Source organism: Winogradskyella sp. (genome assembly GCF_028289625.1).
In the GTDB taxonomy this organism is placed as follows: domain Bacteria; phylum Bacteroidota; class Bacteroidia; order Flavobacteriales; family Flavobacteriaceae; genus Winogradskyella.
The window spans coordinates 22145-37122 of the sequence record NZ_JANQOM010000030.1 but is presented as its reverse complement, the minus strand read 5'-3'; the positions used below and the strand labels follow the sequence as shown (position 1 = coordinate 37122).

Below are 14978 nucleotides of genomic sequence, written 5' to 3'. Positions count from 1 at the left end.
TTTAAGTTGATTCAAGTTAGTTGATTATCTGTTAATGTATACCCAAGCACTACGTGTTTTTGTACCACCTTCATATACCATGGTATAGAAGTACGTACCAACTGGAAGCTCTTCGCCGTCATTGGTTTGGCCTACCCATTCATTGGTATAGTTATCCCTAGAGTATACAAGCGTTCCATTTCTATTAAAGATTTCTAAACGTGTAACGTCAAAATATCTTAAATCAAAAGTGTCGTTGAAGCCAACTGATACTCCTGGGGAAATACCTTGCGGGATAACACAATTTTCTAGTTCGACAACTGTAAGATCTGAAACGGTAAAACTACAGCCTGTGGCATTAAGTGTTATAACAGCAGCATAATCTCCTGGCGACACAGCTTCATAGGATAATCCGGTTGCTCCAGTAATATCAAATCCATCTAATAACCACTGGATAGAAACATCCTGAACATTAAAACCTTGTGGGACTAATGTTAGCAAAGTGCCAGAATCTGCTTCAGGACACAATAAAAACTCGTTGGTATCGTCGTCATAATAGAATACATTTGTTTCAATTGTTGCAGTCACTTCATCTAAAACTACCAAATTAAATGAGTTAGTAACATAACAGTTTGGTAATGTAGCATCCTCAACCCTTACATAAATTGTAGTACTAGCTGTAGAATAGATGTCTGGTAAAGCATCTGTGTTGTTGTCAGCATCAGATTGAGACGTATGGTAAGTCACGTTAAAGTTAGATGGGTTTTGACTTCCTAACACCACACTTGTATGAGCACTTAAGTCAAAATCTGCAGTATCGTCTAATAGGTCATCATTATCATCACATTCTTCAATGTCTTGGCTAGTAGCTGTCTGAGTTGGTGTAGTTATTATGAGACTAAAAGAAGCAATATTATAACAACCTGTTGTATTCTCTTCCAATCTTACGTAAATAATTTCACCATTGGTACCGCTGTAAGGCGAGGTTAAAGCACCAGTATCATTTTCAGCATCCATTTCACTATTATGGTATGTTACGGTATAATCAGCAGTATTTAAACCATTTAGTGTAGCACTGTCATTATCAGTTAAAGTAAATTCAGCATTAGTAAGAGCAGAACATGTCTCAAGATTATCAGGCATACCAATTAAAGGAGCAGGAAGCACTACTAGTTCTACTTGGGATAATTGACGACAACCCAAGAAGCCATCATTAGACGCGTCGGTATCTTCAACTCTAATGATTAATGTCTCACCTGACGACGAATATGGTGAAGATACAGCACCTGTAGCCATATTTGCGTCTGCAGTACTGGTATAGTAACTTACGGTAAAGTCAGGTCCAAAGCCAAGGTCTGTTGTTAACTGATCTAAATCAAAATCTTCAACACCATCAGAACTAGGACCATCGCAAATAGTAATGTTTTGCGGATCAACGGTGCCAGCATCATCGTAGAAATTTATGATTACAATTTGTGAAAAAGCCTCAGCACCACACTGATTATCAAAAGCCTGAACTTGATAGTTGGTGGCCCCTAGACCAAATCCTCCAGTTGGAACTGTTAGCGTACTTGATGTTTCACCAGATATTTCAAAACCGTCTTCAAACCAAATAAACGTATCAGCAAAAGGTGAATCGGTTTCAATAGTAACAGAATCAAAACCACAAACTGAAACTTCATCAACTTCCATAGGATCGTTAGTAGAATCAATAACAACTTCGTTACTGATAAGTTCTGCCTCAAGATCTGCTATAAGACTACCCGCTCCGGGGTCACCTAAATTAGTTTGTCTTATTTGAATTACACCTGGGTTGGGAGAAACGCTAGTAGAAGGAATCCAATTAGTTATCAATAATAGATATAGTTCCCCCTCTTGAGCGCCAGTAAGTACAACATTTTCAACAGCATCAGGCGAAAAACTACAATCTACAAATGGAGCATTAATAGTTGAGGCGTCTCCATTAACACAAACATCACCATTAGGATCTAATGGTCCCCAAAGTAAAAAGTCAACATCTAATTCGTCACCGATTGGGTTATCATTAGCATCAAATGCAGAATTTTGAACTATTTCCAATAATATATCACCAGAACTTCCAAGCTCTATAAGAGAAAAGGTTGGATTTGGTGTAGTACCCAGACAATCTATCGTTCCTAGACCAGGAAGAAAATTAATAGTATTATAACTATACTGAACATCAAGTGCGTCACTCCCACTACAGAAGTTTTCTGCCAAGTCACAACTTATATTAACGGGTGCAATATATGGAGTGATACATAAATCGAATGTAGTATCCTCAGAGTCAGTACCACCAGAATTTACCCTAATAAAATAAGTTTCTCCTATTGTTACCGATGGTGTAGTAATTGACCAGTCGTTAAAATCAGCAACACAGGCTAACTCAGTTAAGTTATCACAGGTGCCTCCGTAAATAGAAATATCCATATCTGTAGCAGAACTACCTACAACATTAGCTAAAGAAATTAAATGAAATTCACTTTCGGCAACAAATTGAAACCAAACATCGTCATCCGCAGAGCTACCACATGAAGGGTCAGGAACACCCGAAGGCGTGGCTTCAATAATACTACCAGGCGTGCTGACTTCGCATAAAATATCACTATTGACTACTGCAACAGTCGCATCACAAGGATTGTCATTTTCTGGCGGACAAGCCAATAGTTGTATTGCAGGGCTATTAATGACACAATTAGTGTCTTGATCGTTACTTATTGTCGTAACTACGTCAACCATAAATGGAAAAGGCCCTATTTGATAGGTTCCTGTTGCCGTAACTGGTACAGTAGTGGCATCAATGTTATTAGAAATGGTTAATGAAGTGGCATCTCCTAAAGAGGTAATATCCACATCAATTAAAAATTGATCACCATTTTCACAATCATCAACAACAGTATATGTAGCTTCAGGATTAATACATGTGGCACAGGACACAGTATAATTAATACCATTTTCTATTAAAGGATTACCGGTGCTACCCGTAACACAACTTACAGAGCCATCAGAATTAATATACCAAGAGATGGTATCACCACTGGATTGAAATACTAGTCCAGATATATCGCCTGCATTACCAAAGTTTCCATTACCAAAACCAGGTGGTCCAGGCTCCCAACCCGGGAATGGTGTACCATCAGAATCTAATACCACAAGCTCATCCCAGTTGTTTTCAATAAAACCAGAGTTAAAGATTAGATTCAATGGTGTACCGTCATTACTGGTAAATGTAAAGATAAGAGGGGTGTCTTCGCCATCGTTGTCATAACAATAGTCTTGTGTTAAAGGTCCGCCACTTGTACAGTCTAATGTAAAATCAGTTTGTATAGGTGTCTCAAAGAGTAAAGGTCCAGCCCAATCACTAAAGCCATTAGCACCGCAATCAGCTCTTACCCAAACTTCATAAGATGTAGAGAAATCGAGTCCACTAAGGGGAACAGAAGTGGCTGCTACAGTAGTTCCTGAGCCACTTGGTTCACCTGTGCCTGCAGGTGCCAAAACATATTCCCAAGAGGTCTCTGAGTTATTGGCATTCCAAGAAATATCAGCTGAAGTGCCATTAATGTTTGATGCCGTGAGTCCAGATGGTGCAATACAAGCGGGAGCTTCATCAATCGTCACATCATCAATGGCAGTATCATCATAAAAATCACTAGGTACAGTTTCAGAAAATATAAAACGCACTTGTATATCTCCTGTTATCGTTAATCCACTAAGACCTAAGATTTGTAATTCCCACCCATTGGTATTTGTATTGAACGTGCCTAAATTATTCCATGCGGCTCCGTCCCATACCTCGACATTTAAATCACTATTAGCATTACCTTCGTTATCGCTTATCAAATAGAAAGATAATGCTGGGACTGTTAAGCCTGTAACATCAATTAGTGGACTAGTCAAAGTTCTAGGTCCTTCATCACCTGAGGAGTCGGCCCAAGCAAAATAACCGTTAGAGGCTGTGCTTCCAGTGACAACTCCATCATCCCCTACATGCTCTCCACCTACATCCGCAGCGACATCAAAAAACCAATCTTCTCCGCCGTCCATAGACCAACATAATGGGATGGTCCCTGCATTTTCAAAGTCTTCAGTATAAGGTGCGGTAAAGGTTACACATTCTGTTGAAAATGCAAATGGTCCTACCCAGCCACTTAAATTACCATTACAATCTGCTTGCACATAATATTCATAATCGGTAGCTGGAGTTAATCCAGAAGCCATAAAGGGGTTTGGAACACCAGTATCTGTAGCTGTTCCTGTTGGAGCTGTACCAGCAGTGACAATTTCTACGTTCCATTGTGTAACCGTACCATCTTGAGTCCAACTTAAGGTAGCTTCAGTAGCTGTAATGTTGGTGGCAGTTAAAAAAGTCGGATTAAAACATGCTGGGGCTTCATCAAGTGTAACATCATCAATAGCAATATCATCATAAAAATCACCTGTTACGGTTTCAGAAAATATAAAACGAACTTGTGCGTCACCTGTTATGGTCAATCCACTAAGATCTAAGATTCGCAATTCCCAACCGTTGGTATTTGTATTGAACGTGCCTAAATTATTCCATGCGGCTCCATCCCATACCTCGACATCTAAATTACTATTGGCATTACCTTCATTATCACTTATCAAATAAAAGGATAATGTAGGGACTGCTAAGCTTGAAATATCGATCAATGGACTAGTTAAAGTTCTTGGTCCATCATTACCCGAAGAGTCAGCCCAGGCAAAGTAACCGTTAGAGGCGGTAGTTCCGGTAACAACACCATCATCTCCTACATGCTCTCCTCCAACATCTGCAGCCACATCAAAAAACCAATCTTCGCCTCCATCCATAGCCCAACACAATGGGATAGACCCAGAATTTTCAAAATCTTCAGTATAAGGTGCGGTAAAGGTTACACATTCTGTTGAAAATGCAAATGGTCCTGCCCAAGCGCTAACTTCACCTCCACAATCTGATTGCACGTAGTAGGTGTAATTGGTAGCTGGTGTTAGTCCTGAAGCCATAAAAGGATTAGAAACTCCAGTATTTGTTGGTGTTTCAGTTTGCATTGAACCTTCTGGCACTATCTCAATGTTCCAAGTTGTAGCTGTTCCATTTTCTGTCCAAGATAATTGAGCCTCATCCGAAGTTACACCCATAGCGTCTAAACCTGTAGGTGTAGGACAAGACTGTGTTATACCGCCTAATATTATATTAGCTATTGTAACATCAATATTATTAGCCGTTGGTGGAGCTAAAGGGTCTGGATTAACAGAGTCACTAAAAAAAGATATACTTCTATTTGTGGTTACTTGGGTGTTGTAAAAATCATCACTAAACTGATCAAAACCAGGAGAATTCTCTTCTACAGCAATAACTAAGTTCCCCGTACCTGTATAGGTAAAAGGGGCGTCTAAGGTAATTGTTACCCAACCTTCTACTCCTGCAGTAACTGTAATACCACCAGTATAAACTTGTGTAAAAGAAGATATCGGCTCCCAATCATTAGTGTCAGCAAATTCTGTCCGAGGCAATTCTGCCATATAAATAGTCAAATCTTGACTATTTGGTAGTGCAGAGGTGCCACTATAATACCACTGAATATCTGAAATATCACCTGAGGCATTAATTTCCGAAGCTAGGTAAATGGTTTGCACGTAAGAAAATCCGAAATATGCCTCAAAAGGCCCATTTTCAGTTTGCAGATTACCAGCTCCTATAGTAACTTGAGCGTTGCTATAAAAGAGCATCATAAAAAGCAATAAAAGTAGAGTAATCTTTTTCATTATTAATCGGTTTGTTAGAAATTATATATTCCTTTATAACACTCTGATTATAAAGGAATTGATTTTTTTGTTTAAAAATGGAGCTTTTGTTAGTAATTAAGGTGTAGGTTAGTCACCTTTTTTATATAAACTCGAATATATAAAAAATGACTATTAACAAGATGTTAACAATGTTATAATAGATTAACTACCGTATTAATCGACAAATGGTTTATGATGTTTTAAGCTGTATGTAAACGGGAAAATGGTCGCTATAACCACCTTTATATTTTTTGCCAACATAAGTTCTAAAAGGCTGTCCTTTATATTTTCCGTGATATTGCGTTAAAAACCGATTATTAAATACATTGGCTTTATCAAAGGCCAGAATATTATTGGAGCTATCAAAAAAATTAGTCGAAAACAAAATCTGATCAAACAAATTCCATTTAAAATCATGATTTATACTACCATTATCTTTTGACCAAACCGTTTTAAAAGGGTTAAATAAATTACCTTTTTCCTCTAGCAATTCTATACTGTCATTATCTGGGTTATCATTAAAGTCTCCCATCACGATTATTTTAGCTTTATCATCATCTTTTTTCAACTTGTGAATAATAGAATTTACAACATTGACTGCGGCTATACGTTTGTATTCGGTTTCCTTTTCTCCTTCTCGTCTAGAGGACCAATGGTTTACAATGATGTTAAGCGATTCGTTATTTAATGTTCCCTGCACTAAGAGGATATCTCTGGTATAATCTCTTTCACCTGTTTCTGTTTGAAGATATACTGAATACGTTTCAGAATGTTCCAATTTAAAATAATCACTTTTATACAACAGAGCGACGTCAATACCTCGTTCGTCCGAAGAATCATAGTGCACATAACTATAGTCTTCGTCGATAAGATTTTTACTTTGCACTAAATCTGACAAAACCTTTTTGTTTTCGACTTCAGCAAGACCAACAATTACAGGTGCAATTTTTGTGTCATCTTCACCTATTTTAGAAATAACAGCACCTAATTTTCGTAGTTTATTTTCATAACGTTTAGGAGTCCAACGCTTTACAGAGGTAGGTAAAAAATCGTCATCATTAGTTAATGGATTATTTTCAATATCAAATAAGTTTTCGATATTATAAAAGGCAATGGTATATTTATTCATAGCATTAAATATAGGATATTTAAAGTGTTTTTAGAATATGTCATTTGTTTAACTTTGCACTTTGATTTATTTATGATAGAGAAAAAGGACATCGCTTTAGAAAAAGTTGTACTTATAGGTATAATAACCCAAGATCAAGATGAAGCCCAATCTAAAGAATATTTGGATGAGTTGGAATTCCTTACTTACACAGCAGGTGGAGAAGTGGTAAAGCGTTACACCCAAAAAATGACCATGCCAAATCCTAAAACGTTTATTGGTACTGGTAAGATGGATGAGGTAATGCATTTTGTAAAGGAGAATGCGATTGGGACTGTCATTTTTGATGATGAATTATCTCCTGCACAAGAACGTAACATCAGTAAAATATTGAACTGCAAAATACTAGATAGGACCAATCTTATCCTAGATATTTTTGCTCAGCGCGCTCAAACTAGTTATGCCAGAACGCAGGTTGAATTGGCACAATTGGAATACTTATTACCAAGACTAAAAGGGATGTGGACTCACCTTGAACGCCAAAAAGGGGGTATAGGTATGCGTGGCCCAGGTGAAACCGAAATTGAAACAGATAGACGTATTGTTCGCGATAAGATTTCTCTTTTGAAATCCAAAATCAAAACTATTGATAAGCAAATGGCTGTACAAAGAGGTAACCGAGGTAAAATGGTGAGGGTTGCCCTTGTAGGCTATACCAATGTTGGAAAGTCTACATTAATGAATGTTATTAGTAAAAGTGAAGTCTTTGCAGAAAACAAGTTGTTTGCTACTCTAGATACAACTGTTAGAAAAGTAGTTATCGGTAATTTACCATTTTTAGTAAGTGATACGGTTGGTTTTATTAGAAAGTTACCTACACAATTAGTTGAGTCCTTTAAAAGTACACTCGATGAGGTAAGAGAAGCAGACCTATTGTTGCACGTTGTAGATATTTCGCATTCCAATTTTGAGGAGCACATAGAATCGGTTAATCAGATTCTGGATGAGATTGATAGCAAAGACAAGCCAACCATTATGATTTTTAATAAAATTGATGCTTACAAACCTGAGCCATTTGATGAAGAAGATTTAGTCGCTGATAGAACAAAAGCCAATTATAGCATAGAGGATTGGAAAAAAACCTGGATGTCTAAAATAGGTGACAATGCCTTATTTATTTCTGCATTAAATAAAGAAAACTTAGATGAATTTAGAAAACGTGTCTACAAGGCGGTAAGACAAATTCACATCACAAGATTTCCGTATAACCATTTTCTCTATCCGGATATTGAAGATATTGCATAAAAAAAGAGGATACTATTCATCCTCTTTTTTTATAAGCTTTTTACAGTTTTCTAGAAATTGTAGCTTAAACCAACTGTGTAATAGCTTTGAATATCATTATCTACATCATCAAATGTGGCGTCAGGATTTCCTCCTGTTCTAGTCTGTTCAAAATTAACAGCTTCTTGATGATTACTTCTTAGACCAAAGTCAAAACCAACACCAATACCTTTCCATAAGGTGTAAGCAAAAGAGTTAATCCATGTCCAGTTAGAGAGGTTACTGTCCTCGTAACTTTGAAAAGCCGAAAGGTTGGTTTTAAAGTTAATTTTTCCAATTTGTCTGGTGTAATCGGCAACAATCTTTGCACCAAAAGACGAATCGAAAACCGTATCTCCGCTAGAGAACACGAAATTGTAGTTGGCTGGATGAATCACCACGACCAAATCCGTAATGGGAGTCCAAGTGAAACCAACACCCAAATCTAAGTAACCAGGATCATTGAAGTTATTGAGTATAGTGGTTCTGTATTCTGCTAAACCAGAAACCGCCCACTTGTCGCTTAGTCTATGACCGTAAAGCGATGTTAAATTGAATACGTCTGTCGTAGGTTCAAAATTTTCACTGTCATTAGGATCGTCCTTATCATCTAATTTTGTCCAATTAAAATTTGTATTTAGACTATTTCTCCAAAAGTATTTGTCCTCAATTTTATTAGCAAATGCATTAACCGTAAAACCAATGGTACCAGATTGGTTATTAGGTGCTCCTTGAGCATACCACTTGCTAAAATTAGATAAGCTACCACCAATAGTACCGAATGCACCGACTCTCCATCCTGGTAAGGCATCAATTTGTGCTTGTAGAGCATCAGCTTCTGCCTGAAATTTGTCGGCTTCAGCTTGTTTCTCAGCTTTTTGAGCTTCTAACTCCTCTTTTGTCTGGGAAAAACCAAAAGTTATAACCAACATTAACAATGTCGAAAAAATTAATTTTTTGTTCATAATGAGTAATAGTTTAGTAAATCAAAGTTGTTATTTGCGTGCAAATATAAGCTTTATTGATCTCTGATTAATATATAAATATTTGGAAATCAATACCACTTAGACCTTATAATTGAGGTAAGGTCACATTTTTTTTCGTTTAAAAAGAGGAACCGATGAACAAGCTTCACCAAACATGATGGATTTAGCAATTGGTTTTAGCTTTTGGGAAAGCAGTACCAGTGCATTAGAAGGCACAGGTTTATGGGCACACCCTTTAATGATTACAGGCATATCTTGATAAATAGATACGTCTAAATTTGAAATAATTGAAGTGTAAACTATAGATTCCAAATGCTCTAAAGAGCCAATAACTGTTAATTGGGCAACACCTTGAAGTTGCATGGATATGAGCATGTAGGCCCAATCTGGCACTATGGCATCAGTAGAACAATATAAGGCGACATAGCAATCTCTGTATTGTGACCAATTATGCGCCGAAACGGATGCTCTAAAATCTTTTTCGCGGAGCACCAATCCTTCAAAAAGCCAGTCTTTTATATCAAATAAGATGCGTTTACCTTCAGGATAAAAATCCTCTAGGTCAATCACCTTCAGTTTACTTTTGGCGACCCTATTTACAATTTCTTCGGCCATACTATAGCATTCCTAGTTCTAATTTGGCTTCTTCGCTCATTAAATCTTGTGACCAAGGAGGGTCGAAAGTAATCTCAACCTCAGCATCTTTAACATCATTTATGGATTTCACTTTTTCTTCAACTTCAAGTGGTAAAGTTTCTGCCACCGGACAGTTAGGTGATGTTAAAGTCATCAGTATTTTCACCTCGTAATCTTCATTGACTAGTACATCATAAATTAATCCTAATTCGTAGATATCTACAGGAATTTCCGGATCATAAATCGTTTTTAAAACTCTTACAATTTTGTCTCCAAGTACGGTTGTATCTATAGTTGCTTCGCTCATTTTTAATTCAATTGGGTTTGGTATGCAATAGCATACATTTTTAATTGTTTTATCATACTTACTAGACCATTAGCTCTCGTAGGTGATAAGTGCTCTTTTAATCCGATTTTGTCAATAAAATCGGTATTGGCTTCAATGATATCTTTTGGGTGCTGATTAGAAAACACTCTAATTAATATGGCAATAATGCCTTTTGTGATTATGGCATCACTGTCGGCTGTGAAATTAATTGTATCATCTTCCATATTGGCATGTACCCAAACCTTGCTTTGACAACCTTTTATGATGTGGTCTTCGGTTTTATATTTTTCGTCAATAAGCGGTAAGGTTTTGCCCAAATCTATCATGTATTGGTAGCGTTCTTCCCAATCATCAAACATGGAGAACTCGTCTATTATATCATTTTGAATCTCTTCAATAGTCATATCCATTTCTTTACTGCAAAATTACAAAATCACTAATTTCTAGATGCATTTTCGCCCATAGATAACACTTTATTAACTAGTTCTTCAATTTTCTTTGGTGGAGTACCATGATCAAAAGAAGGAGACATCATTTCAACATCACCTTTTATTATGGATAACGTAGCATGTGCCGCACCATCATATAAGCGTTTATCTATAGGTACCTTTAGCTTATCTAGATTTTCTATATCTATTTCTTTCAACATTATGGATAATGCCTCCCAGTCTTGTGGTTTACATGCATAGGATTCTAAGGCTTGTAAAGTTCTGTCTTGAGATACAGTTATACCAGATTTTGAAATCTGAACATACTCAAATGCGCTTCTTGATAAGGCCTTGTAGGTAATAAAGGTTCCATTACTATTACTACTAATGTGATTTTCTCGAGTTTGTACTTTTTTGTTAGGCTCAGCTATCGTTATCCTTTCTGCCTTTAAGACTTTAGTATTGTCATTATAAAAAACTAGAGAATTATCTATCAATTCTATTTTATTGGATGTTTTTAAAGTTGAAAAGAAATTAGTTTCAGTCGCTCCTAATTCTTTACCACAATACTTTTTGGATGATGCAATATCGCTAAAACTTATACTATTATTCTGTAATGTATATGTTCCAAAAAAGCTATTGCAACCACCAAAACCATTAATATTATTTGAGTTGCCTTCAAATGAGATTTTTAAAGCTGCGTCTGTTATGGTTTTATCATTCATTTCTGTAATGATGTAATCACCAGAAATGGAATTCTGATTCAAACTTTTAGTTTCCATTGTACTTTTGTTGGTGTTACAGGAATCCGCAAGGAGTAATATAGTAAAAAGGGAGAATAAAATTTTCATATTAAAAGCGTTTGATAAGTAAGATACACTTTTAATGCCAAAGTTTAAGATAGCATCATAATTGCCTTTTTTAATGAAGCTATGAAAACGTCAATTTCTTCTTTAGTGTTATAGAACATAAAGGAGGTTCTAATGGTACCTGGAATCTGATAAAAATCCATAATGGGTTGGGCACAATGATGACCAGTACGTACAGCGATTCCCATTTTATCTAAAATAGTACCGATATCATAGGGATGAATATCACTAACATTAAAGGAAATCACAGAGGTCTTATTTTTAGCCGTACCGTAAATCTTTACACCCTCAATTTGCTGTAGTTGATTGGTGGCATATTCTAAAAGCTCTTGTTCATATTGCGCTATGTTTGCAAAACCAATAGCATTCATGTAATCAATAGCCGCACCAAAGGCAATACCTCCACAGACATTTGGCGTGCCAGCTTCAAATTTATGTGGTAAGTCGGCGTAAGTGGTTTTTTCAAAAGTGACTTCCGCAATCATTTCTCCACCTCCTTGATAAGGTGGTAGTTTATTAAGCCAATCTTGTTTGCCGTAAAGCATACCAATACCTGTTGGTCCGCAAACCTTATGGGCAGAACAGACGTAAAAGTCGACATCCAAGGCTTGAACATCTGGTTTTAAATGTGGACAAGATTGTGCACCATCCACCAAAACGGCTGCACCATATTCATGGGCCTTTTCAATGATGTATTCTATAGGATTAATAGTCCCTAAAGCATTGGATATATGATTGACGAAAACCAGCTTTGTGTTTTCATTTAGAAGGACATCAAATCCAGAAAGTACCAATTCACCGTTATCGTTCATCGGAATCACTTTTAATGTGGCACCAGTTCTTTCACATAGCATTTGCCAAGGCACAATATTACTATGATGCTCTAAAGCAGAAACTAGGACTTCATCTCCTTCTTTTAGAAGAGAGGAAAAACCGTTAGCTACTAAATTGATACCATGAGTCGTCCCTGATGTAAAAATGATTTCGTGGGCATGCTTGGCATTGAAATGCGCTTGGGTCTTTAGTCGCGCTTGCTCATAAGCATCAGTGGCTTCTTGACTTAGTGCATGCACTCCTCTATGGATATTGGCATTGTAGTTAGAATAGTAATCTACAATAACGTCAATAACTTGTTGCGGTGTTTGCGATGTTGCTGCATTGTCGAAATAGATTAAAGGTTTTCCGTTGACTTTACGATTAAGTATCGGAAAGTCTTTTCTAATTTTTTGAACGTCTAACACTAGCTTTAATTCCATATGCAAAGGTACGAAGCAATGTTAACAAAGTAAAACTTATAACAATGCTTTAAGAGTAGATTCATTATTTCATAAGTATCTTTATTATGATAAGAGTTTTCAAGTCACTTTTGAAAAAACCAATTTAAGTTAAATCGAAAAATAGAAGACTGCTAAAAAGTGAAAATTGTAAAGTGTATTAATTGTGGTGTCTATAATAAAAACAGGGATCATTGTAAAAATTGTGGTACACTTTTGTCATACAAAAAAAGACGAGAGCAACACATAAAAGCTGAAAAAGCCGAAAGGTTAGAAAAGGCAAAAAAGAGCCCTCCAAGTTTTATTGATAATTTACAGCAACATCGATATATGGTCTATCGTGTACTAGGTTGGATTTTATATTCTGGTTTTTTAGTGGTTAGTGCTATTGGGGCATTTATAGCGTGGTTGGTATTTGCTATTGCTGCAGGATAAAATGAATAAGTTCTTAAAATTATACTTCACAATCTCAGTAGTCATTGGCACTGCTATATACGTAGCTCAAAAACAACATTTTGAACTACCAAGAATCATCAATAATTATGTGAATGATTTTTTAATTGTACCCATTTGTTTAACGATTAGTTTAGCGTTATTAAGACTTACTAGAAACGATAAAGGTTATTATCTGCGTATTTATCCCGTTTTGTACTTAGCGCTTTTTTATGCAGTGCTTTTTGAATTTGTTTTACCGCAATATTATGAGCGTTATACCTCAGATCCTATAGATATAATCTTATATTTTTTGAGTGCTATCCTATTCTATACTTTACAGCGAAAGCGCAGGACGCCCTATAACTGGTCGAATACATGATAGGCTGTTGTGCTTGATTTTACAATGGATTTATTACAAATCAAACCCAATATTAACTCCTAATTTGTTCGCGATAATTTTTGTGATTCTGTTTTTGATTTCAGGAATTTTTACGGAATCCAACACATTATTACTAAAGGCAAACATCAATAAAGCTCTTGCTTCTTTCTCTGGGATACCACGCGAACGTAAGTAGAACATGGCACTGTCATCTAGCTGTCCGATAGTACAGCCATGAGAGCATTTAACATCATCCGCAAAAATTTCGAGTTGAGGTTTAGTGTTGATGCTCGCTTTGTCACTAACTAAAATGTTATTATTGGCCTGATATGCATTCGTCTTTTGTGCTTCCTTTTCAACTATAACCTTTCCGTTAAATACACCTGTAGAACTATCATCAAAAATACCTTTATAGTCCTGATGACTTTCGCAGTTGGGTTCTATATGGTGAACTAATGTATTATGATCTACGTGTTGTTTGTTGCCAATAATGGTAATCCCTTTCATGGTAGAGTCGATGCGTTCCCCATTTTGAAAGAAATTCAAATTATTTCTTATCAATTTACCACCAAAAGAAAAGGTATGCACTTTTGCGATACTCTCGCGGTTTTGATTGATAAATGTATTATCAATTAATGAAGCCGTTTCCCTATCATTCTGAATTTTATAGTAATCTACAATAGCGCGCTTGTTTGTAAAAACCTCAGTAACACTATTAGTTAAAACAGGATTGTCTGTTAAGCTTTGGTGACGCTCAATAATCTGAACATATGAATTTTCGTCAACAACGATTAAGTTACGTGGCTGAAGCATTAGTGCGGCTTCATTTCCGGTTGAAAAATGAAGAATTTGAATCGGTTTTTCAACTAATTTATTCTTCGGAATGTGAATGTAAGCACCCTCAGCAGAAAATGCGGTATTTAATGATGATAAGCCATCTTTAGTGGCAATCTTATTGAAATAATTTTCAATAATCAATCTGTACTTTGGTTTGGTTAAGGCAGCCGACATTAAGCAAACGTCAATGCCATCGTGGGTGGTTTGCGATAAGTGTGAGGAATACTTGCCGTCGATGAAAACGATCTGGTACGAATCTATATCGTGGATAAAGTACCTCTTAACATCTTTAAACTCTAAAGCTTCTTCATGCTTAGGGAATACACTGTAATCGTGTTTTAACACCGAATTTAATGATGTGTATTTCCAAGCTTCTTGGCGTTTCGTTGGAAACCCTTCAACTTCAAAATGTTTAATGGCTTCAGTTCTTATATCGTGGACTGGAGAATCTATATCGACCATGTTTTCAAAGGCCATGAATGAAGATACAAGTTTTTCTTTTAATTCCATATTTTCTGTCATTCCTGCTGAGACAGGAATCAATTTATTATTATTTGTAAACAAACGCTACTCGATATTCATGCGAAG

General features: G+C 36.3%; 12 protein-coding genes. 3 read left to right on the top strand and 9 right to left on the bottom strand.

Annotated features, from left to right (window positions below; genetic code table 11):
* Nucleotides 1-24: 24 nt before the first annotated feature.
* Nucleotides 25-5766: a fibronectin type III domain-containing protein gene (locus tag Q0992_RS06400; RefSeq protein ID WP_299521515.1), complete on the bottom strand. Its 5742-nt coding sequence runs from the start codon at nt 5764-5766 to the stop codon at nt 25-27.
* A gap of 211 nt (nt 5767-5977) precedes the next feature.
* A complete protein-coding gene (locus Q0992_RS06395) occupies nt 5978-6916 on the bottom strand; it encodes an endonuclease/exonuclease/phosphatase family protein (RefSeq protein ID WP_299521514.1) in 939 nt (312 codons plus the stop codon).
* Nucleotides 6917-6988: 72 nt separating this feature from the next.
* Between Q0992_RS06395 and hflX the strand changes: the two genes are divergently transcribed.
* On the top strand, nt 6989-8200 hold the full coding sequence (hflX, locus tag Q0992_RS06390; RefSeq protein ID WP_299521513.1) for a GTPase HflX: 1212 nt from the start codon (nt 6989-6991) through the stop codon (nt 8198-8200).
* 50 nt (nt 8201-8250) lie between these two features.
* On the opposite strand, the gene Q0992_RS06385 is transcribed toward hflX, so the two are convergent.
* The 6 genes from Q0992_RS06385 to Q0992_RS06360 form a co-directional block, all read right to left on the bottom strand.
* Nucleotides 8251-9183 (bottom strand): DUF3078 domain-containing protein, encoded by a 933-nt coding sequence (locus Q0992_RS06385; protein WP_299521512.1) that lies wholly within the window; start codon nt 9181-9183, stop codon nt 8251-8253.
* A gap of 123 nt (nt 9184-9306) precedes the next feature.
* On the bottom strand, nt 9307-9819 hold the full coding sequence (locus Q0992_RS06380) for a DUF2480 family protein (RefSeq protein WP_299521511.1): 513 nt from the start codon (nt 9817-9819) through the stop codon (nt 9307-9309).
* Between the two features lies 1 nt (nt 9820).
* Nucleotides 9821-10147, bottom strand: a complete 327-nt coding sequence (locus Q0992_RS06375) for a DUF59 domain-containing protein (protein WP_299521510.1) — start codon at nt 10145-10147, stop codon at nt 9821-9823.
* 2 nt (nt 10148-10149) lie between these two features.
* Nucleotides 10150-10572 carry a SufE family protein gene (locus Q0992_RS06370; protein ID WP_299521509.1) on the bottom strand — a complete coding sequence of 141 codons (423 nt, stop codon included), beginning with the start codon at nt 10570-10572 and terminating at the stop codon, nt 10150-10152.
* Nucleotides 10573-10604: 32 nt separating this feature from the next.
* Nucleotides 10605-11378 carry an META domain-containing protein gene (locus Q0992_RS06365; RefSeq protein ID WP_299521508.1) on the bottom strand — a complete coding sequence of 258 codons (774 nt, stop codon included), beginning with the start codon at nt 11376-11378 and terminating at the stop codon, nt 10605-10607.
* A gap of 113 nt (nt 11379-11491) precedes the next feature.
* Complete coding sequence (locus tag Q0992_RS06360) at nt 11492-12721, bottom strand: aminotransferase class V-fold PLP-dependent enzyme (protein ID WP_299521507.1); 1230 nt, start codon at nt 12719-12721, stop codon at nt 11492-11494.
* Nucleotides 12722-12880: 159 nt separating this feature from the next.
* Here Q0992_RS06360 and Q0992_RS06355 point away from each other — a divergent pair, with 159 nt between their 5' ends.
* Nucleotides 12881-13174: a hypothetical protein gene (locus Q0992_RS06355; protein ID WP_299521506.1), complete on the top strand. Its 294-nt coding sequence runs from the start codon at nt 12881-12883 to the stop codon at nt 13172-13174.
* 1 nt (nt 13175) lies between these two features.
* Nucleotides 13176-13553 carry a hypothetical protein gene (locus Q0992_RS06350; RefSeq protein WP_299521505.1) on the top strand — a complete coding sequence of 126 codons (378 nt, stop codon included), beginning with the start codon at nt 13176-13178 and terminating at the stop codon, nt 13551-13553.
* Between the two features lie 33 nt (nt 13554-13586).
* Here the strand turns inward: Q0992_RS06350 and sufD are convergent, their stop codons facing one another.
* Nucleotides 13587-14900: a Fe-S cluster assembly protein SufD gene (gene sufD, locus Q0992_RS06345; RefSeq protein ID WP_299521538.1), complete on the bottom strand. Its 1314-nt coding sequence runs from the start codon at nt 14898-14900 to the stop codon at nt 13587-13589.
* Nucleotides 14901-14978: the final 78 nt, after the last annotated feature.

Bases quoted from the DNA above. Each gene is read 5' to 3' on its own strand.
- Q0992_RS06380 (WP_299521511.1), bottom strand. From the start codon at position 9,819: ATGGCCGAAGAAATTGTAAATAGGGTCGCCAAAAGTAAACTGAAGGTG.
- Q0992_RS06365 (WP_299521508.1), bottom strand. From the start codon at position 11,378: ATGGAAACTAAAAGTTTGAATCAGAATTCCATTTCTGGTGATTACATC.
- Q0992_RS06360 (WP_299521507.1), bottom strand. From the start codon at position 12,721: ATGGAATTAAAGCTAGTGTTAGACGTTCAAAAAATTAGAAAAGACTTT.
- Q0992_RS06400 (WP_299521515.1), bottom strand. From the start codon at position 5,766: ATGAAAAAGATTACTCTACTTTTATTGCTTTTTATGATGCTCTTTTAT.
- Q0992_RS06395 (WP_299521514.1), bottom strand. From the start codon at position 6,916: ATGAATAAATATACCATTGCCTTTTATAATATCGAAAACTTATTTGAT.
- hflX (WP_299521513.1), top strand. From the start codon at position 6,989: ATGATAGAGAAAAAGGACATCGCTTTAGAAAAAGTTGTACTTATAGGT.
- sufD (WP_299521538.1), bottom strand. From the start codon at position 14,900: ATGGAATTAAAAGAAAAACTTGTATCTTCATTCATGGCCTTTGAAAAC.
- Q0992_RS06375 (WP_299521510.1), bottom strand. From the start codon at position 10,147: ATGAGCGAAGCAACTATAGATACAACCGTACTTGGAGACAAAATTGTA.
- Q0992_RS06385 (WP_299521512.1), bottom strand. From the start codon at position 9,183: ATGAACAAAAAATTAATTTTTTCGACATTGTTAATGTTGGTTATAACT.
- Q0992_RS06350 (WP_299521505.1), top strand. From the start codon at position 13,176: ATGAATAAGTTCTTAAAATTATACTTCACAATCTCAGTAGTCATTGGC.
- Q0992_RS06370 (WP_299521509.1), bottom strand. From the start codon at position 10,572: ATGACTATTGAAGAGATTCAAAATGATATAATAGACGAGTTCTCCATG.